The 19,768-nt window shown below is 59.6% G+C and carries 23 protein-coding genes; 5 read left to right on the top strand and 18 right to left on the bottom strand.

Annotated features, from left to right (window positions below; genetic code table 11):
- Window positions 1-11 precede the first annotated feature (11 nt).
- The 12 genes from SLH47_RS21625 to SLH47_RS21575 are packed head-to-tail and all read right to left on the bottom strand — an operon-like array spanning window position 12 to window position 8,959.
- Window positions 12-386, bottom strand: coding sequence for a Sua5/YciO/YrdC/YwlC family protein (locus SLH47_RS21625; RefSeq protein ID WP_320242566.1), 375 nt, complete (start codon window positions 384-386; stop codon window positions 12-14).
- Window positions 308-478: an acylphosphatase gene (locus SLH47_RS26420; protein ID WP_413785666.1), complete on the bottom strand. Its 171-nt coding sequence runs from the start codon at window positions 476-478 to the stop codon at window positions 308-310. Before SLH47_RS26420 ends, SLH47_RS21625 begins: the two co-directional genes overlap by 79 nt.
- Complete coding sequence (gene hypE / locus SLH47_RS21620; RefSeq protein WP_320242564.1) at window positions 478-1,488, bottom strand: hydrogenase expression/formation protein HypE; 1,011 nt, start codon at window positions 1,486-1,488, stop codon at window positions 478-480. The genes SLH47_RS26420 and hypE overlap by 1 nt, the downstream gene beginning before the upstream one ends.
- On the bottom strand, window positions 1,485-2,621 hold the full coding sequence (gene hypD / locus SLH47_RS21615; RefSeq protein ID WP_320242563.1) for a hydrogenase formation protein HypD: 1,137 nt from the start codon (window positions 2,619-2,621) through the stop codon (window positions 1,485-1,487). Before hypD ends, hypE begins: the two co-directional genes overlap by 4 nt.
- Window positions 2,621-2,872: a HypC/HybG/HupF family hydrogenase formation chaperone gene (locus SLH47_RS21610; RefSeq protein WP_320242562.1), complete on the bottom strand. Its 252-nt coding sequence runs from the start codon at window positions 2,870-2,872 to the stop codon at window positions 2,621-2,623. Before SLH47_RS21610 ends, hypD begins: the two co-directional genes overlap by 1 nt.
- A complete protein-coding gene (hypB, locus tag SLH47_RS21605; protein ID WP_320242560.1) occupies window positions 2,872-3,609 on the bottom strand; it encodes a hydrogenase nickel incorporation protein HypB in 738 nt (245 codons plus the stop codon). Before hypB ends, SLH47_RS21610 begins: the two co-directional genes overlap by 1 nt.
- Window positions 3,609-3,950 (bottom strand): hydrogenase maturation nickel metallochaperone HypA, encoded by a 342-nt coding sequence (hypA, locus tag SLH47_RS21600; RefSeq protein WP_320242559.1) that lies wholly within the window; start codon window positions 3,948-3,950, stop codon window positions 3,609-3,611. Before hypA ends, hypB begins: the two co-directional genes overlap by 1 nt.
- Window positions 3,943-4,392, bottom strand: a complete 450-nt coding sequence (locus SLH47_RS21595) for a hydrogenase maturation protease (RefSeq protein WP_320242553.1) — start codon at window positions 4,390-4,392, stop codon at window positions 3,943-3,945. Before SLH47_RS21595 ends, hypA begins: the two co-directional genes overlap by 8 nt.
- Window positions 4,389-5,831, bottom strand: coding sequence for a Ni/Fe hydrogenase subunit alpha (locus SLH47_RS21590; RefSeq protein ID WP_320242552.1), 1,443 nt, complete (start codon window positions 5,829-5,831; stop codon window positions 4,389-4,391). The genes SLH47_RS21595 and SLH47_RS21590 overlap by 4 nt, the downstream gene beginning before the upstream one ends.
- An 11-nt stretch (window positions 5,832-5,842) precedes the next feature.
- Window positions 5,843-6,412, bottom strand: coding sequence for an NADP oxidoreductase (locus SLH47_RS21585; protein ID WP_320242551.1), 570 nt, complete (start codon window positions 6,410-6,412; stop codon window positions 5,843-5,845).
- Complete coding sequence (locus SLH47_RS21580; protein WP_320242549.1) at window positions 6,405-7,118, bottom strand: 2Fe-2S iron-sulfur cluster-binding protein; 714 nt, start codon at window positions 7,116-7,118, stop codon at window positions 6,405-6,407. The genes SLH47_RS21585 and SLH47_RS21580 overlap by 8 nt, the downstream gene beginning before the upstream one ends.
- Window positions 7,115-8,959: an NAD(P)H-dependent oxidoreductase subunit E gene (locus SLH47_RS21575; protein WP_320242547.1), complete on the bottom strand. Its 1,845-nt coding sequence runs from the start codon at window positions 8,957-8,959 to the stop codon at window positions 7,115-7,117. The genes SLH47_RS21580 and SLH47_RS21575 overlap by 4 nt, the downstream gene beginning before the upstream one ends.
- 138 nt (window positions 8,960-9,097) lie before the next feature.
- Between SLH47_RS21575 and SLH47_RS21570 the strand changes: the two genes are divergently transcribed.
- Complete coding sequence (locus tag SLH47_RS21570; protein WP_320242546.1) at window positions 9,098-10,684, top strand: AAA family ATPase; 1,587 nt, start codon at window positions 9,098-9,100, stop codon at window positions 10,682-10,684.
- On the opposite strand, the gene SLH47_RS21565 is transcribed toward SLH47_RS21570, so the two are convergent.
- The 3 genes from SLH47_RS21565 to SLH47_RS21555 form a co-directional block, all read right to left on the bottom strand.
- On the bottom strand, window positions 10,622-12,397 hold the full coding sequence (locus SLH47_RS21565; RefSeq protein ID WP_320242545.1) for an SLC13 family permease: 1,776 nt from the start codon (window positions 12,395-12,397) through the stop codon (window positions 10,622-10,624). The genes SLH47_RS21570 and SLH47_RS21565 overlap by 63 nt on opposite strands.
- Window positions 12,394-13,608 carry a cyclopropane-fatty-acyl-phospholipid synthase family protein gene (locus tag SLH47_RS21560; protein ID WP_320242544.1) on the bottom strand — a complete coding sequence of 405 codons (1,215 nt, stop codon included), beginning with the start codon at window positions 13,606-13,608 and terminating at the stop codon, window positions 12,394-12,396. The genes SLH47_RS21565 and SLH47_RS21560 overlap by 4 nt, the downstream gene beginning before the upstream one ends.
- A gap of 63 nt (window positions 13,609-13,671) precedes the next feature.
- On the bottom strand, window positions 13,672-13,992 hold the full coding sequence (locus SLH47_RS21555) for a TraR/DksA family transcriptional regulator (protein ID WP_320242542.1): 321 nt from the start codon (window positions 13,990-13,992) through the stop codon (window positions 13,672-13,674).
- A 129-nt stretch (window positions 13,993-14,121) separates the two neighbouring features.
- On the opposite strand from SLH47_RS21555, the gene ppsA reads away from it, so the two are divergent.
- Both ppsA and SLH47_RS21545 read left to right on the top strand, forming a co-directional pair.
- Window positions 14,122-16,494, top strand: coding sequence for a phosphoenolpyruvate synthase (ppsA, locus tag SLH47_RS21550; RefSeq protein WP_320242539.1), 2,373 nt, complete (start codon window positions 14,122-14,124; stop codon window positions 16,492-16,494).
- Window positions 16,495-16,579: 85 nt separating this feature from the next.
- On the top strand, window positions 16,580-16,855 hold the full coding sequence (locus SLH47_RS21545) for a 2TM domain-containing protein (RefSeq protein ID WP_320242537.1): 276 nt from the start codon (window positions 16,580-16,582) through the stop codon (window positions 16,853-16,855).
- A gap of 45 nt (window positions 16,856-16,900) precedes the next feature.
- Here the strand turns inward: SLH47_RS21545 and SLH47_RS21540 are convergent, their stop codons facing one another.
- A complete protein-coding gene (locus tag SLH47_RS21540; RefSeq protein ID WP_320242535.1) occupies window positions 16,901-17,857 on the bottom strand; it encodes a 1-phosphofructokinase family hexose kinase in 957 nt (318 codons plus the stop codon).
- Window position 17,858: 1 nt separating this feature from the next.
- A complete protein-coding gene (locus SLH47_RS21535) occupies window positions 17,859-18,218 on the bottom strand; it encodes a hypothetical protein (RefSeq protein WP_320242533.1) in 360 nt (119 codons plus the stop codon).
- Window positions 18,219-18,351: 133 nt separating this feature from the next.
- On the opposite strand from SLH47_RS21535, the gene SLH47_RS21530 reads away from it, so the two are divergent.
- Entirely contained in the window at window positions 18,352-18,780 is a 429-nt protein-coding gene (locus tag SLH47_RS21530) for a DUF2267 domain-containing protein (protein ID WP_320242531.1), read from the top strand.
- Between the two features lie 28 nt (window positions 18,781-18,808).
- A complete protein-coding gene (locus tag SLH47_RS21525) occupies window positions 18,809-19,162 on the top strand; it encodes a DUF1801 domain-containing protein (protein ID WP_320242529.1) in 354 nt (117 codons plus the stop codon).
- Here SLH47_RS21525 and SLH47_RS21520 read toward each other — a convergent pair.
- A complete protein-coding gene (locus tag SLH47_RS21520; RefSeq protein WP_320242527.1) occupies window positions 19,159-19,767 on the bottom strand; it encodes an ABC-type transport auxiliary lipoprotein family protein in 609 nt (202 codons plus the stop codon). The genes SLH47_RS21525 and SLH47_RS21520 overlap by 4 nt on opposite strands.
- Window position 19,768: the final 1 nt, after the last annotated feature.

Genomic DNA, 19,768 nt, shown 5'->3' with positions numbered 1-19,768 from the left:
CGAGGATGGCATCACATGGACCGATACGCGGCGATCACCGCTTGGCCCAGCGATAGGCCGCCATCATTGGCAGGGATTTTGCGATGGCACAAAACGCTGTGCCCCTTTGCACGCAAACCAGCGGTGATGGATGTTTGCATTAGCCGGTTCTGCATCACGCCTCCGGAGAGGACAATGCGCCGTGCCACCGCCTGAGAAGCTGCATCATCCGCCGCCTCGATCAATCCCTGCGCCAATCCGCGATGAAATCGCACCGTGATCAGAGCAAAGGGTTTAGCCGGGCGGCGTTTGCGCCGTCGTAGCATCGCTACCGCTGTTGCATCACCGGCATTACAGACCTGATGAAATCCGCCCAAGCCTTTGATCGTAATGATCTGGCCGCGCAAACGGCATCCCTTGCCAGCCGCCAGACATACGGGCGAAAACCGACGCCCTGCACCCGCCCAGTGACGGTGATGCTGCGCCCCACCAGGTCCATCAGCAGATGCGTGGCAATTGTTCGCCCGCCAGCCAATCAATGATACGGTTGCCACCCATAATCGTGCGCATCTGCACCAGATGAGCGGGATGGTCGGTCGTGTTGCCGATGATCGCTGCCTGCTTGCCCAGCGGATGGGCGCGCATTGTCGTCAAGAGCGTCTCGGCCTGATCATGTGGGCAGATCGCGATCAGTTTGCCCTCATTCGCGGTATTGAGCGGATCAAGACCCAGCAGCTCACAAGCTGCGGCCACATCGGGGGCGACAGGGATGTGCGTCTCATCCAGCTGCATGCCGACACGGGCGCTCGCCGCAATCTCGTTCAGCGTTGCCGCAAGACCGCCGCGCGTTGGGTCTCGCAGCATGGCAATCTTCGGAACGGCTGCCACCATGTCAGCCACCAACCCGTGCATGGCTGCCGCATCCGACTTGATCTCGGTCTCAAATGACAGGTTTTCGCGTTTTGACAGGACAGCGACGCCGTGATCACCCATGGTGCCAGAGACGAGGATCGATTGACCGGGCTGCACATTTACTACCGACAAATCCAGACCATCAGGCACGGCTCCAAGCCCCGTTGTTGTGATGAAAACACCATCGCTCTTGCGGCGTTCAACGACCTTCGTGTCGCCGGCAATGACCTGCACACCTGCTGCATTCGTGGCCTTTGCCATGGACTGCACAATGCGGTGCAGATCAGCGATGGAAAATCCTTCTTCGAGGATGAAACCGGCCGTCAGATAAAGCGGTTTGGCCCCCATCATCGCCAGATCATTGATCGTTCCGTGGACGGATAGCGCACCGATATCACCACCGGGGAAGAAGAGGGGTGAGATGACATGACCGTCGGTGGACATGACCAGGCGATGACCCGGAACGCTCACCAGTCCCGCATCGTCGCCGCGATCAAGGATCGGATTCGACAGGTGGCGCTGAAAGATGTCGCTAATGAGGTCGACCATCGCACGCCCGCCGCCGCCATGGGTCATGTCGATATTGCCGGTTGTCATGCGGCGGTTTCCGATTGCCGCTGACGGCCATAGCTCCAATAGGCGGCACAGGCCCCTTCGGATGAGACCATGCAAGCCCCCATCGGATTATCCGGCGTACAGACCGTGCCGAAGAGCTTGCAATCGGTGGGTTTCTTGACCCCACGCAGGACGGCGGGGCATTCGCAGGATTTGACCTCGCGCGATTGCTTTTCTGAAACGGTGAAGCGCTTTTCTGCGTCGAACTCCGCGTAATTGTCGCAAATCTGCAAGGCGCTGCGAGGTACATCCCCCAGACCCCGCCATTCGAAACTGTCGCGCAGTTCCAGCACTTCGGCCACCAGCGCCTGCGCCTTGCGGTTGCCCTCGCGGGTGACAACGCGGGTGTATTCGTTCTCGACCACCGAGCGGCCTTCATTGATCTGTCGGATCAGCATAAGGACGGATTGCATGACGTCGAGCGGTTCGAACCCCGCGATGACGACGGGCGTTTGGTATTTCTGTGCCGCGGCCTCGTATGGTTTTGAACCTATCACGGTGCTCACATGTGAGGGCCCTAGGAAACCATCGATCCGTGCCGGGCCACCCGGTGCGAAATCCTCGGAATCGAGGATATGGCCTATGGCTGCGGGGGTCAGCACGTGGTTGCAGAAGACGGTGAAGTTGCTGAGCCTTTCGGCTTGCGCCATCTTGATCGCCACAGCCGCGGGTGGCGTTGTAGTCTCAAACCCAATCGCGAAGAACACGACCTGTCGGTCGGGGTTATCTCGTGAGATTTTCAGGGCATCAAGCGTGGAATAGACCATGCGGATATCGGCCCCATCCGCCTTCGCCCGGATCAGCGACCGCCGCCCGGTGCCGGGCACGCGCATCATGTCGCCATAGGTGCACAGGATCACATCGTGCTTTTCAGCCAGCTCAACCGCATCATCCAGCCGTCGCACAGGCAGGACGCAAACTGGGCAACCGGGGCCGTGTACGAATTGCACGTTGGGCGGCATCAGGTCCTGCACCCCATAGCGAAAGATCGCATGGGTATGCCCGCCGCAGAATTCCATCAAATGATAGTCGCGCACCGGATCGGCCTCCTCCGCGATGCGCCTCGCAAGGTTTTCAGCCAGCGCGCGATCCCGGAATTCGCTGATATAGCGCATCAGGAGTCCCCCGCCATTTCGGCGAGTTCCTCTTGCAGAACGCCCGCTTCGGCCATCAACGAGAGCGTATTGCCTGCTTCTTCTTCGCTGAGCAAATGCAGGGCGTAGCCCACATGCACCAGTACGTAGTCGCCCGGTGCCACGGTCTCCAATAGTGCGGTTGAGATGCGCTTGCGCACGTTTTCAACAGCCACGACGGCCATATCGTCGGGTTCGATGCTGAGCATTTTGGCTGGGATCGCGAGGCACATTATTCCGCCGCTGTCGCGAGGCGCATGGCGACCCTTGCGCTCCTGATCCAGCCCACCCAGTCCTGCATCCCTTTGCCCGTCCGCGCCGAAATCTGGATGATGCCCAGCTTTGGATTGATCCGGCGGGCATTCGCGATGATCAGGTCCATATCCACATCCAGATGCGGCAAAAGGTCTGCCTTGTTGACCAACGCCAGATCGGCGGCGGCGAACATGTCAGGATATTTCAACGGCTTGTCTTCGCCTTCGGTGACGGACAGCACCACGACTTTGTGCGCCTCGCCAAGATCAAAGCCCGCCGGACAGACAAGGTTGCCGACATTTTCGATAAACAGGACGGACCCGGCGTTCGGTGCCAGATCATCCACCGCGTGCCCCACCATATGCGCATCCAGATGACAGCCTTTGCCGGTGTTGATCTGTACGGCCGACGCCCCGGTCGCGCGGATGCGGTCGGCGTCGTTGGACGTTTGCTGATCCCCCTCGATCACCGCGCATCGGCCCGGCCCCAGCATCTCGATTGTCTTGACCAGCAAAGACGTTTTGCCTGCGCCGGGGCTTGAGACGAGGTTCAGTGCGAGGATACCCCGGTCCCGAAAGTGCGCCCGGTTGGCAGCAGCATAGTCATCATTTTTAGCCATCAGATCGCGTTCGAGCGTGATCTCACGCGCATCGCCATGGTGGTGTTTGCCGTCGATCTGGACCTGTCCCTCACCGCATCCGCATGTGCCGCACATCACACGACCTCCAGTTTGCTGATCTTCAATTCGTCGCCTTGGGTCACCTGCATCTTTACCGTGCCGCAATTGGGGCAAGGGTCGTAGAGGTGCTGGACAGTGGCCGATTGTCCGCAAGCGAGGCATCGCGCCTCTGCCGCTGGCGTCGCGATTTCCAGTGCAGCTCCTTCCGCAACCGAGCCGCGCATGACAACGTCGAAGCCAAACCGCAGCGCCTCTGGCTCCACGCAGGACAGCGGCCCGACCTCGAGCCAGACGCGATTCACGCGGGTGAAGCCATCTGCGCTGGCTTGTTCCTGAATGATATCGCGGATGTTTTCGCATAGCGACATTTCATGCATGGGCATATCCCTTCACGGATTGCTTTAGCCATTTGTCGAAGAAGGCCAGCGCTTGCCGCAGGTTTTCCTCTGCCTGCGCGCTCAACCCCTCTTTCACCTCACCGAATTCATGACCAGTGATCCCAAGAACAAATGCTTGTGGCGACGCGCCGAAGAGCGTGCGTGAAAGGGCCAGAACGGCAGCGGGGCTGAGGCTGTGGCTGGTGACACTATGCGCTGTCGATGGGGTGATAGGCCCAAACTCAAACGGTTTTTCGGAGTACAAGAGCGCGTCGACAAACACGACCTTTTCGGCCTCGGCAATCAGTAGCGCATGATCGACCGTCAACTGATAATCCGTCGACACTGACAGCCCTGGCACATCATTCATACGCGCCGCAAAGGCTGGCCCCAGCCCATCATCCCCCCGACCGGGGTTGCCGTATCCGATCAGGCGGATCAAGTGGCCCGTACCCGTTTGTCGAGAGTTTCACCGGCGGCATCCAGCAACTCCACCTCCAGCGGCATCTGCCCCAGCGCGTGGGTCGCGCAGGACAGGCACGGGTCATAGGCGCGGATCGCGACCTCCACATGGTTCAGCATGCCTTCGGTGATTTCCGGCTGGCCGGAGATATGTTTGACCGCCACGTCCTTGACCGCGCGGTTCATGCCTTCGTTGTTGTGGGTCGTGGACACGATCAAGTTGCAATAGGTCACCTGATCGTTCTCATCGACCTTGTAGTGATGAATCAGGTTGCCGCGCGGCGCCTCGATCACGCCAATGCCTTCCTCGCGCCGGTCGCCGGAGGCCTTCAGGTCCGTGCCTTGCAGGTCGGGGTCATTCAGCAGTTCCTCGATTTTCTCGACGCAATGCAATACCTCAATCATGCGCGCCCAGTGATTGGCGAGGATCGCATGGGTTTTGACGGCACCATTCGCCGCCATCAATTCATCCCGGGCCGCGTTGGCGAGCGGTGTGTCAATCAGGCTGACGGTGTTCATCCGGGCGAGCGGGCCAACTCGGTACCAGCCGGTTTCGGGGCCGATTTCCTTGACGAACGGAAATTTCATGTAGGACCAGGAACGCACATCCTCGACCAGTACCTCGTGATACTTGTCATAGGGCAGTTGATCAAAGATAGGTTGCCCTTCGGCATCAATCATGCGCAGGTTGCCGTGGTAGAGGTCCAAGGCGCCGTCACCTTCGCGCACCAGCGACATGTATTTTGACGGGAAGGCCGCGAAATTGCCGACCAGTTCGGCGTGTTCCAGCGTGTAATCCCGCGCCAGCGCTAGCGCGTCCTGCGCCCAATCCCGCATTTCAGCAACCGTCTTCAGGAAGTCATCGCGCGTCTCAATTGGCAGGTTGCGATTGATCCCGCCGGGGATGGCGGCGGTTCCGTGGATTTTCTTGCCCGCCGTTTCCTCGATAATGTCCTGCCCGAATTTGCGCATCATGATCGCGCGGCGGCCGAGTTCCGGCTTTTCGCGCAGCACCTCGAAGATGTTGCGCCGGTCAGCCGGGGCATCGAAACCGAACAGAAGATCGGGTGCTGCGAGGTGGAAGAAGTGCAAAACATGGCTTTGCATGACCTGCCCATAATGCATCAGGCGACGCATCTTCTCGGCGGTGGGTGGCAGTTGATCGACGCCGCAGATCACATCCATCGCCTTGGCGGCGGCCAGATGGTGGCTGACCGGGCAGATCCCACACAGGCGCTGTACGATCACCGGCACCTCCCACAGAAGACGCCCGTGGATGAAGCGTTCGAACCCGCGGAACTCCACGATATGCAGCCGCGCTTCATCCACCAGCCCATCCTTGTCGAGGTGGATCGTCACCTTACCGTGCCCTTCGACGCGGGTGACGGGTGAGATTTCGATCAGGCGTGGTTCAGCCATCCATGGCCCCCTTAGTCAAAGCGGATGTGTTCGCGTTCGAACCCCTGAAACTTGCCACTCAGCAGCCCTGCCAATGCCTCGTAGATGACGTCGCCCGTCGGGGCGCATCCGGGGATCTGGTAATCGATCTCGACCACTTCGGAACACGGGTAAACCTTATCGAGCAACAGCGGCAGGGCGGGATCATTCGGGATGATCTGTGTCTTGTTTTGTGTGAAGGGGCCTTTGATATAAGCCTCTTCCAGGCATTCGCGCAGCGGTTCATCCGAGTGCATGATAGCGTTGCGCATGGCAGGCAGCCCGCCCATGATCGCGCATTGCCCGATGCCGACAAGGATATCACAATTGCGGCGGAAATCCTGCAGGACATGCACGTTTTCCTCGTTGCAGCAGCCCCCTTCGATAATCCCAATATCGCAGCGGCGGGTGAAGCGTTTGATGTCGGTGAGGGGGGAGCGGTCGAATTCCACCAGCTTCATCAGCTCGATCAGCCGTTCGTCGATATCCAGCAGCGCCATGTGGCAGCCGAAACAGCCGGCAAGCGAGGCGGTGGCGATGCGGGCTTTGGGCAGGTCACTCATCGCGCTTCTTCTCAATGCTGTGGCCGATCAGGTGGTCGTCGTAATCGCGTTCGCCAATCGGTCGGGCAAAGCCTTCGCGTTTGCGGATGATACAGCCGACCGGGCACACCTCGGCGGATATGGCAAAGTCGGTGACTTCCGCATCGGTATGTTTCAGATCCGGGCCGTTCGCGGCGATATGGCGGTGAATGCCGCGCCCGACATAGCCAAAGATACCCTTGCCATCGACATCCTGCGACGCGCGCACGCAGCGCCCGCATGAGATGCAGCGGTTGTTGTCCAGTGCGATATCGGGATGCGAGGCATCGACGGGGCGGCAGGGTTCGAGATAGGGGAACTTCGTCGGTTCGGTCATGCCGAGGCGGTAAGCCATGGCCTGTAGCTCGCAATTGCCACTGGCCTCACAAATGGGGCACAGGTGGTTGCCCTCATTGAACAGCATCCCCACCAGATCACGGCGCAGTTTGTTGATGTGAGGTGTTTCGTTTTCGACGGTCAGCCCATCGCTGGCAGGTTCAGTACAGGCGGCGACGCTGCGCCCGCCCGCCTTGACCGTGCAGACCCGGCACCCGCCCTGATGACGCAAACCTTCGTGGTCGCAGAGGCGGGGGATATAGACGCCCGCTTCGTCCGCCGCCTCCATAATGGTCTGGCCCGGCTTGGCGGTTATTTCGACGCCATCGATCTGAAAGGTGAAGCCGCTCATTTGCTGAAATCCTTGTCATAGATCGAGGATCGGCGTTTGGCGAGGACGCGCGCGTCGCTGATGGCCGACTGGATGTCGAAAGTCGCGCGGATACGGTCCTTCGGCGGTTTGACCATGGCCGAATAAACGAGCGGGAAGTTTTCCAGCGTCGACAGGATCGGGTTGGGCGAGGTCATGCCCAGCCCGCAACGGCTGGTTTCGATGATCGTCGCTGACAGGTCCTTGAGGTAGGCGATGTCGGCGGGATTGGCGAGGCCCTGCCGGAACTTCGCCACCGCCTTTTGAAGGAAGACATTGCCGACCCGGCAGGGCGTGCAGTAGCCGCAGCTTTCATGCACGAAAAACGACATGTAGTATTCCACGATTTCGAGGATGTTGCGTTCGGGCGAAAAGACGACGATGGCACCGCCAGTGGCCAAATCGTCAAATGTCAGCTTCCGGTCAAATGTATCCCGGGCGATCATCGTGCCGCTTGGGCCACCGACGAGCACCGCGGCGGCGTCCTCTCCCCCCGCCATCTCCAGCAATTCGCGGACGGAAAGCCCGTAAGGCAGTTCATAGATGCCAGGATTTATGCAGTCGCCAGAAACGCTGAAGAGCTTTGTCCCATGGCTGCCCGCAGTCCCCATGTCGAAAAACCACTTGGCGCCGCAATCCAGAATGCGCGCGGCGTGACAGAAGGTTTCGACATTGTTCACCACGGTCGGAAAGCCCAGATAGCCGCAGGTGACGGGGAACGGGGGGCGCGTCTTAGGCTCACCCGGCAGTCCCTCGCAAGAGCTGATCAGCGCGCCCTCTTCGCCGCAGATATAGGCGCCAGCGCCCATCTGCAGCCGGATGTCAAAATCGAAACCGTCGGCGCCAAGAATGTCCTTGCCGAGAAGGCCCTTGGTGCGCCGTTCCGCCAGAACCTCTTCAATCAATTCGCGCAGATACACGTACTCGCCGCGCAGATAGAGGATACCCTCCTTCGCACCCACAGCCCCCGCCGCTATGGTCATGCCTTCGATCAACAGATGCGGGCGTTCGGTCAGCAGCACCCTGTCCTTGAACGTGCCCGGCTCACCCTCATCCGCATTGCAGATGATGAACTTGCGGTCCGCTTCGGCCTGCGCCGCAAACCGCCATTTCCGCCCGGTCGTGAACCCCGCACCGCCGCAACCGCGCAAACCACTCGCTTCGATCTGGTCGATGATCTGCGAAGGGGTCTGTTCAAGCGCCTTCTTTAGCCCTGCATCATCAGGAGCCGGCCCCAGCAGAACGGCCCCGGCATGTTTGATGTTATTCTTGACCATACGCCGCGCCCGTTCATGGGGCGTCAAGTCATCGAACCGGTGTGAAATGAGATCTTCGGGGCGCTTGCCCTCTTTCAATTTCTTCGCGATCTCACGCACCTTTTCGGGTGTGAGCGTGGTCAGAACCACATCATTGATCATCGCCGCCGGGGCCTGATCGCACATGCCGATACAAGGCGTGTATTCGAGCGAGAAGGCACCATCTGCCGATGTCTGGCCAATGGTGATCCCCAGTTCCTTTTCAAAGGTGGCCGCAACATCCGGTAGGCCGGCAAACCGGTCCACGATGTCATCACACAGGCGGATCGTGACCCGACCTTTCGGCTCAAGCGACAGGAAAGCATAGAAGCTTGCAACGCCTTCAACGGCGACCTCTGTCAAACCGGTTTTGGCGGCGACGGTCTTCATGGTCTGACGCGAAATGCAGCGGAACTGGTCCTGCACGTCACGCAGGATGTCCAGCATGCGGTGCGGATCGTTCTGATATTGCGCGCAGATCTGGGCAACGTGATCTTGCTGCGCGGGTGTTGCCTCGCTTTGTGGCATATCTCCACCGCATCCCTGGGTTACCGATGGTCGTAACCACATGGATACTGCAAAGCGGTGTGCGCCGGTTTGATATGTATCAATGCGCGGTGCCAGATTGTCGGTGTGATCATGCGGCATGCGCGAGGCGTAACCGACATGGCGACAGACCAGACAGATCAGACAGAGGCGATTGCATTCCTGCGCGCGCACGACAGCGCCGGACCTGCCAAAGCTTCGGAGGTGATCCAGACCCATTGTGCGCTGGTCTTTCTGCATGGCACCGAGGCGCTGAAGATCAAGCGCGCGGTCAAGTATGATTACCTGGATTTTTCTACCCTTGCCTTGCGTGAGGATATGTTGCGCCGCGAAATGGCACTGAACGCGGATGCGGCACCGGGGCTCTACCACGATGTGGCTGCCTTAACGCGTCAACCTGACGGTGGCATCGCATTTGGCGGCGACGGTGAGATTGTTGAGTGGGTTTTGCGGATGACGCGTTTCCCCAAATCAGCCGAGCTTTCATCCATGGCGAAGGCCGGGGAAATCGACACGCAGCTCTCTGAAGCTTTGGGAGAGGCCATCGCCCGGTATCATGCCAGTGCCGAAAGACGCCCCGAAGATGGCCGCGCGCTTATTGCCGAAATCATCGCAGAACTCGACCGGGTCATGAGCGACATGCATGCGCAGCTTGGTCCTGAGCGGATCAAGGCCTTTCTGCAAGGGTCGCGTGCAGCGCTTGATCGCGCGGATGCGCTTTTGCGGCGGCGATCAGAATTGGGGTTCGTCCGCCGCTGCCATGGGGACCTGCATTTGCGGAACATCATCATGTGGCAAGGCGTGCCGACGCCGTTTGATGCGCTGGAATTCGATGAAAGGTTGGGCACGTGTGATGTGCTTTATGACCTGGCCTTTTTGTTGATGGATCTGTCGCACCAGCACCTGAATGCGCAAGCGAATGGCGTTTTGAACGCCTATCTGTTCAATAGCGGCGCGGAGGAACACTATGCAGGTCTGGCTGCTTTGCCGCTTTATCTCGCGATCCGGGCGGGCATTCGGGCGATGGTCGATGTTCAGACGGCGGCGGTACAGGATTATCCGGCCGATCTGGTGGCCGACGCGCGCCTGTTTCTCGATCAGGCAAATGCGTTTCTGACACCGGCGCCGCCGCGATTGGTCGCGATAGGCGGGCTTTCCGGTAGTGGCAAAACCACCGTTGCCCGTGCCCTTGCCCCTGATATCGGCGCCTTTCCCGGCGCGGTCCATCTGCGCAGTGATCTGGAGCGTAAGGCTCACTTCGGTGTGCCGATAATCGAAAAGCTTCCCGCATCGGCCTATCGCCCTGAAGTCAGTGAAAAAATATACGACATCATGATCGCGAAAGCGCGGCGGACACTTGCCGCCGGGCATTCGGTGATACTGGATGCTGTATATGCCAAACCTGCGGAACGTGATGCTGTCGCGGCGTTTGCCGGTGCTGTGGGCTGTCCGTTTCACGGCCTCTGGCTGGATGCAGCAACGCCTTTGCGTGTCGAAAGAGTAGGCGCGCGCGGCCCCGATGCATCGGACGCTGATGCGGCCATTGCCCGCCAACAGGACGCCCTGCAGCTGGGTGAGATTGATTGGCTCAGGCTGGATGCCGGGAAAAGAGTGTCCGATCTGCTGATGGCGATCAGGCAAAGCCTAGGGCTGAACAATCTCGAAAGGCCAGATCAAGGGAATCATGATCAGCAGGATGCCGAGTGACATTAACGTCAGCGGCGCTCCGGCCCGGACAAAGTCAAGCAGCTTGTATTGGCCCGGACCGTAGACAAGCAGCAAAGCAGGCTCAAAAGGCGCCAGAAATGACAGCGAGGCTGACAGGGTGACCATGACTACGAATGGGCGCGCATCTGCACCTAACTGATCCGCGACCGCGATGGCCACTGGCAGTAATGTCAATGCCGCGGCGGCGTTCGACATGGGCTGGGTCAACAGAACGGTCAGAACACCGAGACCAAAAAGCACAGCCAAGGGGCCAAGGCCGCCGATACCGGCCACCATGGCCGCCGCCAGCCATGCGGCGGCACCAGAAACCTGCATCGCCAGGCCAAAGCTCGACATGCCCCCGATCAGGATCAGGATGCGCCAGCTGATCATGCCGAACACATCCTGCAAGGAAAACCGGCCAAACGACACGAGGCCCAAGACCGCGAGCAGAAGCGCTACTGAAAACGGCAAAAGGCCGGTGGCACCGGCGACGACCGCAAATATGAGCGCCAGCAATGTATAAATGCCCTCGCGCCGGGAGGGCGGCGCAGGCTCTGGTGGCATCAACATTGACAGGTCCGGATCGTCATCCAATGACGCGATACGGTCGCGCGACCCTTCAAGGAGCAGGATATCGCCCGTGCGTAACTGCATCCGGCTGATCAGCGCCGGGGCCGTTTGCCCGCTGCGGGACAGGGCGATGATCCGGACATCCGGCGCAAGTGTGGACCGCACCGCGCCAAGCGTTTGGCCCAGCCAACGTGCCCCCGGCATGAGGATGACTTCGGCGAGGATCTGCCCCTCCGATGACGGTTGCTCTGACGGCGTTTCATGGGTCAGTTCAAGCACCGGATCCTTTGCGATCTTGACCAGGGCATCGCGCTGGCCGCTGAGGATAATCCGATCTCCCGGGCGCAGCTTGCGGCGTGGATGGGCAGAGACGCGCCCGCCTTGTCGCCCCACGGCCAGCACTGTGATCCCATAAGTCTCAAGCGCCAGCTCTGCTACGGAACGGCCGATGCTGGCGGATTCATCCGTAACGATAAAGGTAGTCATAAAGGATCGTTCCACTCCATGCTCATCCTCCGTCCCCTGCGGTGCGCGGGGCAACAAAAATGGTGCAAGCAGTGTAAGCGCGGCAATCCCTGTGATGCTCACCACGAGGCTGACCCACAGGAACTCAAAGACCCCGAAAGGCGGCAGCCCCAGACGCGACAGCACGCCACTTGCCGCGAGGTTTGTTGATGTGCCAATCAACGTCGCCGAACCACCCATCATCGACGCAAACGCAACCGGCATCAAAAAACGGCCCGGATGTACCTTGATCCGGCGCGCCGTTTCGAGAACTACCGGGATCAGGACCGCAGTGGTGCTTGTGTTTGTGATCACGCTGGACATCGCGGCAGAAACAGCCATCAGCGCGGCCAGCATCCCCCGCGCGCTTGTGCCCGCCTGACGGCGCAGCGCTGCCGCCACTCTTGCAAGTAGGCCGGAATCCGTCAGTCGCCGGGACAGCACCATGACGCAAGCCAGCATGACCACGGTTTCGCTCGCAAAGCCCTCAAACGCGGCCTTTGCGCTTAGCACGCCGCTCGCCGCTAAGGCAGCCACCAGCAAAAGCGCGACCTGTTCAACCGGCAAAACTTCTTTCGCGAGGACGATCAACGCAGTCACCAACAGCAGTAGCACAAAGGCGATTTGTGCCGTCATGTTGGCATATCGCCCGACTGGTAAAGATAGTCGCGCGTCAATGGCACCGCATCGATCTGGCGCGAGAGCTGGAACTGAAAGACCAATTGCCGACCATAGCGAAATGTCACCTCGCAGGCGGCCAAGTAGAACCGCCACATTCGCACGAAACGTGCGTCATAGAGGGCCTGCACCTTGTCGACGTTCTGTTCAAACTGTGTGATCCAGTGCTGCAGGGTCTCTGCATAGTGCAAACGCAAGCATTCAAGATCCGCGACCCAGAGCCCTGATCGCTCAATTGCGCTGGCCACCTCTGACAAAGTTGGAATGTAGCCGCCTGGAAAGATGTATTTGGCAATCCAGGGATTTGTCGCATCAGGCCGGGCCATCCAGCCGATCGTGTGAATCAAGGCGATACCGTCGGGTTTCAGCCTGTCCTGGATCGCATCGAAGTAAGTGCGGTAATGCGGCAGGCCCACATGTTCAAACATGCCGACCGACACGATACGATCGAACTCCCCGGTGACATCGCGGTAGTCGCACAAGCGGTATGTCACCCGGTCATCCAGTCCGGCACGAGTGGCTTCGGCCTGCGCATAGGCATGTTGCTGTTCTGAAAGAGTAATACCAAGCACCTCAGCACCATAGTCGCGCGCGAGTGTGCGTGCCATCCCGCCCCAACCGCAACCGATATCCAGAACCCGCATGCCCGGTGTCAGCCGCAACTTGCAGGCGATATGGGTCTTTTTATTGATCTGTGCCTGCGCGAGTGTGTCGGTCGGGTCGCGAAAGTAACCACAAGAATACTGACGGTCCGGATCAAGAAACAGATCATAAAGTGCATCTGACAGATCATAGTGATGCGCCACATTCCTGCGTGCCCGCAGTGCCGCATTGTTCTGTGAGAACCGGCGCACAGCTGTGCGCAGGCGAGGCAGGGCACGTTGCCACCAGATCTGCGGCGCGTCATCGCGATTGGCAACAATCATGCCCAGCAGGCCCTGCAGGCTACCCTCTTCAATCACGAGGGTTCCGTTCATATACGCCTCACCCACGGCCAGGTCCGGTCGAAGTACAAGGTGCCGAACCGTCGCATTGTCCTTCAGTTGAACATGCAAAGCCGCACCGTGACCGTCGCCATAGGTCCGCGTCACACCGTCCGGAAGACTCAGCCGCAACTGACCGTGTTGCAGCAGGCGACGCAGCATCAGATCAAGTGCACTGTGCCACATCCCTTCGTCCTCTTTGGCGTGCCTGATGGCGGTGCGGCCCGCGCCACAAGCACAAAAGTACCGTTAACCCTCGGCTGCGCAGGTCTTGCAAACCATCGTATGCGGCACTGCTGCCAGCCGCGCATCTGAAATATCCTCGCCACATCTGGCACAAATACCATAGCTGCCATCTTCAATCCGTTTGAGCGCATAGTGCAAGAAGCGAAGCTCAGTCTCGTTTGCGCGGCCAAGCCGTTCCAGCACCTCATCATCCTCCAGATCAATCGCCTGATCCTCCAGATCAGCGGGCAGGAGTTGCTCCAGATCGTCGGAAATTCTCTGTATCCGACTGGTCAACTCCGCAATGCGATCCGTGATCTGCTGTCGATGCTTTGCAATATCCATCATCGGTCTCCGGTCGTTTTGCCCATCGTCAAGTCTGGCGCAGATGGCGCGCGCGGCATTGATCTAGATCAGTCCTCCTCTGCGCGCGGGCGGCACACTGCAGCCAACCAATGCCAGAGGAGACGCATGATGAACGACGCCAAAACCCTTGTGATGAACTTCGCCCAACTACGCCGCGGCGACGTGGAAACCGTTGGCGGCAAAAATGCGTCATTGGGAGAGATGATACATGCATTGACGCCAAAGGGCATTTTGGTGCCGCCGGGATTTGCCACGACGGCCGACGCGTTTCGCGACTACCTTTTGGCCAATGATCTCAACGACCGCATCGCCGCTGCACTTGATGCGTTGGCCGATGGACGGACCACACTTCAAAAGACGGGCCAGTTGATCCGCGACATGATCCTGGCCGGGGCCTGGCCCGAGGATACGCGCGCTGCCATTATCGCCGAGTATCAGGCCCTGTCAGAGGCGGCAGGTGAGCCCGATATCCCTGTCGCCGTCCGCTCAAGCGCGACGGCCGAGGATTTGCCCGATGCCAGTTTCGCCGGGCAGCAGGAAACCTTTCTCAACGTGATAGGCGAAAGCGCAGTGATGGATGCTTGCCGCCGGTGTTATGCCTCGCTTTTCACGGACCGGGCGATTTCCTACCGCCAGATTCAGGGGTTTTCGCACATGCAGGTCGCGCTGTCGGTAGGCGTGCAGCAAATGGTACGCGCCGATACCGGTGGGTCCGGGGTGATGTTTTCCATCGACACTGAATCCGGCTTTCCCGACGCCGTGTTGATCAATGCCGCATGGGGCTTGGGTGAAAACGTGGTCCAGGGGGCCGTGGACCCCGATGAATATGAGGTTTTCAAGCCTTTCCTCGCAGATGAGGGCAAGTCGCCAATTCTGGAGAAGAACCTCGGCGCGAAAGAGATCAAGATGATCCATGATCGCGACGGCACCCCGCGCAACGTGCCAACGTCAAAGGCCGAGCGTGCGGCATTTGTTTTGAGCGATGCGGAAATCCTGACGCTCGCGCGACAGGCAAAGGTGATCGAAGAACACTACGGCTGTGCCATGGACATGGAATGGGCGCGCGACGGCAAGACCGGCACGCTATACATCGTGCAGGCCCGGCCCGAAACGGTCCAATCACGCGCCGATGTGGGTGCCCTGAAATCTTACACCGTCACCGACCCGGGTGAGACGCTCGTCACCGGGTTGAGCGTGGGCAACGCCGCTGTCGCGGGCCGTGTCTGCATGATCGAACGGGCGGCTGATATCGACCGCTTTGTTGATGGATCGGTGCTGGTTACCTCGACCACCGACCCCGACTGGGTCCCGATCATGAAGCGGGCTGCGGCCATTGTCACCGATCACGGGGGGCGCACATCGCATGCGGCGATTGTCAGCCGCGAACTGGGGTTGCCTGCCGTTGTTGGCTGCGGACACGCCACGCATCTGCTGCATGACGGGCAGGACGTCACTGTGTCCTGCGCCGGGGGCGAAGAGGGCGTGATCACCGAAGGGATTTCGGAGATCAAGGTGCAAGAGGAAACGTTGGATGATCTGCCGCAGGTCAAAACCAGGATTATGCTGAACCTTGCCAACCCGTCTGCTGCCTTGCGTTGGTGGCGGCTGCCGGTTGATGGCGTGGGCCTGGCCCGGATGGAGTTTGTGATCAACAACGCAGTCCAGGTACATCCGATGGCACTGCTCAACTTCGAAAAGATCAGTGACGAGGACACGCGCGACAGGATCGAGGCGCTGACGGCAGGCTATGATCACAAGCCCGACTACTTCGTCGACCACCTTGCGCGCGGCCTCTCGCGGATTGCTGCCTTTTGTTATCCCAAGCCGGTTATCGTGCGGATGAGTGATTTCAAAACCAACGAATATGCGGACCTTCTGGGTGGGCGCGATTTTGAGCCGGATGAAGAAAACCCCATGATCGGGTTCCGGGGTGCGTCGCGCTACTACTCCGATCACTACCGAGATGGGTTTGCGCTGGAGTGTCAGGCGATTGCACGGCTGCGTGGACAGATGGGCTTTGACAACGTGATCATGATGATCCCCTTCTGCCGCACGCCAGAGGAGGCGGACAATGTTCTGGCGGTGATGAAAGAAAACGGGCTGGAACGCGGCAAGGACGGGCTGCAGGTCTATGTGATGTGCGAGATCCCCACGAATGTCGTGCGGGCCACCGAATTCGCCGAACGCTTTGACGGGTTTTCGATTGGATCGAATGACCTGACCCAGCTGACGCTTGGGATTGACCGGGATTCAGACGCGCTTGCCGGTCTTTTTCGCGAGGATGATCCGGCGGTGCTCTGGATGATCGAAAACGTGATCAAGGCGGCGCACAAGGCGGGCCGCAAGGTCGGTTTCTGTGGTCAGGCGCCCAGCAATGACCCCGCTTACGCGCAAACGCTGGTCAGTCTTGGCATCGACAGTATTTCCGTCACACCGGACAGTTTCGTCAGCGTGTTACGCAATGTGGCCAAGGCGGAATAGACGGTGCCGCGTTGACTTTCCTCAACCCACAACGGGCCGAGGCATTTAGGTTTGTCATCACCGGTCAGCCAAACGGAGGGCACAAATGGACAATTCCCAAGCCTACGAAGCCGCCAAAAGCCGCGTGGAAGCGAAGATGGGTTTCTACACCCATATCGCGGTCTATGCTGCCGTCATCACCTTTCTTGTCTTGATCGATCTTGTGACCTCTGCACAAAGCATCTGGTTTCACTGGCCATTGATCGGATGGGGGGTTGCGGTGGCCACTCATGCCCTTTTCGTCTTCATCGTTCCCAACCAATTCGGTGTGACTGAAGCGCGGATCGAAGATGAGATGAGAAGGCAGCAGGCGAAACGCTGAACGCGTATTGCGGACGCGGTAAGTGTGCTGTGCGATCAGACGCCGTCAGAGCACCTGCATCTGGCACTTGTCGAACCGTTCGGTGGCCGCTTGCAGATCACAAAGCGCCGTGCCTTCGGTGCTGACGGTTGCACTGGCGGTGGCGGTGCCCCATTGCAAGGCGGTTTCTGGCGCCTCGCGCCGTGCCAGCGACAGCACCATCGCGCCCAGGAATGCGTCGCCCGCGCCGATGGCGCTTTGAATGGCGACGGTCGGCGGGCGGCAAAACAGGCGTTGATCGGCGGATACAAGGACAGAGCCTTCGGCCCCGCGCCCTGTAACAACCATGCGGGTCACGCCGCGGTTGACCAGATCGGCGGCAAATCGTTCGTTGTCCGCAACGGTCGTCATTGGATAGCCCGCCGCCTCTGCCGCTTCACGTTGATCAAGGCGCAGCAGTGCCAGCGCCTCTGGTGGTTCGGCCATCAACCGCGTCAGTGGGGGACCGTAGGTATCAATGATCACTTGCGCGCCCGATCCGGCGGCGGCAGCGACAATCTGAGCCAGAAAGTCGTCGGGCAGGCCCGGTGCCATACTGCCACTGATCACCACAAACCCGTTCTGCGGCGCCGCCTCTGCGATAGTCGTCGCCAGCAGCTTGGCATCGGTGGGTGTCAATGGATGTCCCGGCACGCTGAACCGATATTGGGCACCATCGCGATCATCGGTGACCGCAAAGCTTTGCCGGGTCTCTCCGCTGACGCGGACGGGCAGGGTCGGAACATCCTCTGCCGCAAGAAGGTTGAGGAGTTGATCACCCATCGCACCGCCACATGCGATCAGCGCGGTGGCCGATCCACCCAGCTTGCAGATAGCGCGCGCCACGTTGACGCCGCCACCGCCTGGATCCATCCGGGGCGTGGTGCAGCGCAGCTTTGGCCCGGCCTCTACTGCCGCGACATGGGTCGCCAGATCCACCGCAGGGTTCAGCGTGATTGTCAGGATGTCCGCCTGTTTGGCCACGCTATTTCTTCTGCATCATGGTCAGACGCAGTACGGCCGCCAGAATGGCATGGCCCAGAACCGGGGCACGCGCGGTCCCGATAACCGCGTCACTGTCTCGGGTATCGGTTTCACGCAAGGTGCAATGCCAATGCCCGTCACGGTCGTTTGCACGACCGCGAATATGCACCGACCAGTTCGGATAGGCCTCGTCGGCGATCAGCATCGCATGATCTGCAGAACCGATTGTGTCAGCGGGCGGCAAACTCACTTGAGGCAGCAGGAACGCCAAAGCGTTGATGACCCCGTCAAAGTCGGCGACGCTCATATCCCGTTCGGTTTCCAGTTCCTTGATCAGGATATCCAACTCCGGGTCTTTCATGTCATCTCCTCCTTGATGCGTCGGCCTGCATCTTGGGTATCAGGCCAGTATCTCCCGCGGATTGATCTTCATCAATCCTTTACCGCCGAGGTGGCGTAGTCATGAAACGATCAAAACAGCAAAGGATACCGTCATGACACGTATGATCCATGTTTTTGAACGTACCACACATGAAGCCCATGAATGGGTCAATGATCTGGCCGGTCGCACCGGGTGGAGCAATGAACGCGAGGTTCTGCGCCTGTTGCGCACGGTTCTCGTCAACATCCGTGATCATCTGCCGGTCAATGAGATGGCACAATTCTCCGCACAGCTGCCGCTGATCCTGCGCGGGACGTTTTACGAAGGCTGGCAACCCAAAAAGACGCCCGTGCGCGAACGTCACGCGGCTGATTTCATTGCGGCCGTCGAGGCGCAGGTAGGCGAGGTTCTGGACTACCGTGGTGAAAGTGACATCAAGGCGGTGTTCAACGTCATAAACGCCCGTATTTCGCGTGGTGAGGTTGAGGATGTGCGGGCCTGCCTGCCGCAGGAACTGCGCGACATGTGGCCTGCGCCCTGAACCGGAGTGTAGCAAAGGGCCAGAGAAGATGCCCAAATACGAAAATCACGATGAATACATTGCCGATCACGATGCCCCGATTGCGGCGTTACTGACAGAATTGCGCACCTTCATTCACGCCGAACTTCGAGGAGCGTCCGAAAAGATGCGCTATGGCGTTCCGGTCTTTCTCAACAGGCATAACGTGCCAGTCCTGTATCTTTTCGGGTCATCAGATCATGTCAATTTCGGCTTTCTGCGCTTTGATGCTTTATCCGACCCGGACGCGGTATTGATTGGGTCCGGCAAGCCCAGCAAGCATATCGAAATCCGTCCGGGCAATCCGATTGACCACACCCTGCTGCGCGGTTTTATTGCCCAATGCGCCGATCTGGCGGCTTAGGCCGCGCGGGCCAGCACCCATGTTGCAGCCTCGGGCAGAATGCGGTCCATCAAGGTCTGAAATCCTCGTGCAATCGTGTCGGCACGATCATCAGTCAATGGTATGGCATCTGTGAAAACGCGGGTCCCCAGCACGCGCTGATCACGGTCGCGCAGTACCGTCAGTTCTAATGCAACGCGGGCCTCGAACCCACCCTGCGGCAGCACGGCGACGCCAAAGGCATCAATCCGTGTCAGTAGCACCGTATCCGGCACAGGCCCCGCGCCTTGCAGACCGACAAAACCGATCCGCTGCGCCGAAGCGAGCGAGCGGATCAGAACGGATTGCAGCATCTGTGGAACGGAGTCAGACCACGCTGCATCCGGCAGATACTGCACGGTCAAGGGATCCGCACTGATCAGGATACGGTCGGTGGACAGGGCGGCCGGTGCGGCAGGCATCAGGACAATAAGGCTGCGCGATGTGCGCCCGCCTTGGGGATCAAGTGAGACGGGCTGCAACTGGTAAATCTCACGCACGGGACCGGACGGGGCCAACAGATCAAGCGTGGAGCAACCGGGGAGCACAAGGGCACCAAGCGCGAAGTTACGGCGGGACAGGTGCATC

It is taken from the genome of Cognatiyoonia sp. IB215182 (assembly GCF_033963905.1).
GTDB lineage: Bacteria > Pseudomonadota > Alphaproteobacteria > Rhodobacterales > Rhodobacteraceae > Yoonia.
The sequence above is the reverse complement of the archived record's forward strand: the minus strand, read 5'-3'. Positions and strand labels throughout refer to the sequence as shown.

Excerpts from the sequence above, each read along its gene's own strand:
- SLH47_RS26420 (WP_413785666.1), bottom strand. The coding sequence starts at position 478 with ATGGACCTGGTGGGGCGCAGCATCACCGTCACTGGGCGGGTGCAGGGC.
- hypE (WP_320242564.1), bottom strand. The coding sequence starts at position 1,488 with ATGACAACCGGCAATATCGACATGACCCATGGCGGCGGCGGGCGTGCG.
- hypD (WP_320242563.1), bottom strand. The coding sequence starts at position 2,621 with ATGCGCTATATCAGCGAATTCCGGGATCGCGCGCTGGCTGAAAACCTT.
- SLH47_RS21610 (WP_320242562.1), bottom strand. The coding sequence starts at position 2,872 with ATGTGCCTCGCGATCCCAGCCAAAATGCTCAGCATCGAACCCGACGAT.
- hypB (WP_320242560.1), bottom strand. The coding sequence starts at position 3,609 with ATGTGCGGCACATGCGGATGCGGTGAGGGACAGGTCCAGATCGACGGC.
- hypA (WP_320242559.1), bottom strand. The coding sequence starts at position 3,950 with ATGCATGAAATGTCGCTATGCGAAAACATCCGCGATATCATTCAGGAA.
- SLH47_RS21590 (WP_320242552.1), bottom strand. The coding sequence starts at position 5,831 with ATGGCTGAACCACGCCTGATCGAAATCTCACCCGTCACCCGCGTCGAA.
- SLH47_RS21585 (WP_320242551.1), bottom strand. The coding sequence starts at position 6,412 with ATGAGTGACCTGCCCAAAGCCCGCATCGCCACCGCCTCGCTTGCCGGC.
- SLH47_RS21580 (WP_320242549.1), bottom strand. The coding sequence starts at position 7,118 with ATGAGCGGCTTCACCTTTCAGATCGATGGCGTCGAAATAACCGCCAAG.
- SLH47_RS21575 (WP_320242547.1), bottom strand. The coding sequence starts at position 8,959 with ATGCCACAAAGCGAGGCAACACCCGCGCAGCAAGATCACGTTGCCCAG.
- SLH47_RS21570 (WP_320242546.1), top strand. The coding sequence starts at position 9,098 with ATGGCGACAGACCAGACAGATCAGACAGAGGCGATTGCATTCCTGCGC.
- SLH47_RS21565 (WP_320242545.1), bottom strand. The coding sequence starts at position 12,397 with ATGACGGCACAAATCGCCTTTGTGCTACTGCTGTTGGTGACTGCGTTG.
- SLH47_RS21560 (WP_320242544.1), bottom strand. The coding sequence starts at position 13,608 with ATGTGGCACAGTGCACTTGATCTGATGCTGCGTCGCCTGCTGCAACAC.
- SLH47_RS21555 (WP_320242542.1), bottom strand. The coding sequence starts at position 13,992 with ATGGATATTGCAAAGCATCGACAGCAGATCACGGATCGCATTGCGGAG.
- ppsA (WP_320242539.1), top strand. The coding sequence starts at position 14,122 with ATGAACGACGCCAAAACCCTTGTGATGAACTTCGCCCAACTACGCCGC.
- SLH47_RS21545 (WP_320242537.1), top strand. The coding sequence starts at position 16,580 with ATGGACAATTCCCAAGCCTACGAAGCCGCCAAAAGCCGCGTGGAAGCG.
- SLH47_RS21535 (WP_320242533.1), bottom strand. The coding sequence starts at position 18,218 with ATGAAAGACCCGGAGTTGGATATCCTGATCAAGGAACTGGAAACCGAA.
- SLH47_RS21530 (WP_320242531.1), top strand. The coding sequence starts at position 18,352 with ATGACACGTATGATCCATGTTTTTGAACGTACCACACATGAAGCCCAT.
- SLH47_RS21525 (WP_320242529.1), top strand. The coding sequence starts at position 18,809 with ATGCCCAAATACGAAAATCACGATGAATACATTGCCGATCACGATGCC.
- SLH47_RS21520 (WP_320242527.1), bottom strand. The coding sequence starts at position 19,767 with ATGCACCTGTCCCGCCGTAACTTCGCGCTTGGTGCCCTTGTGCTCCCC.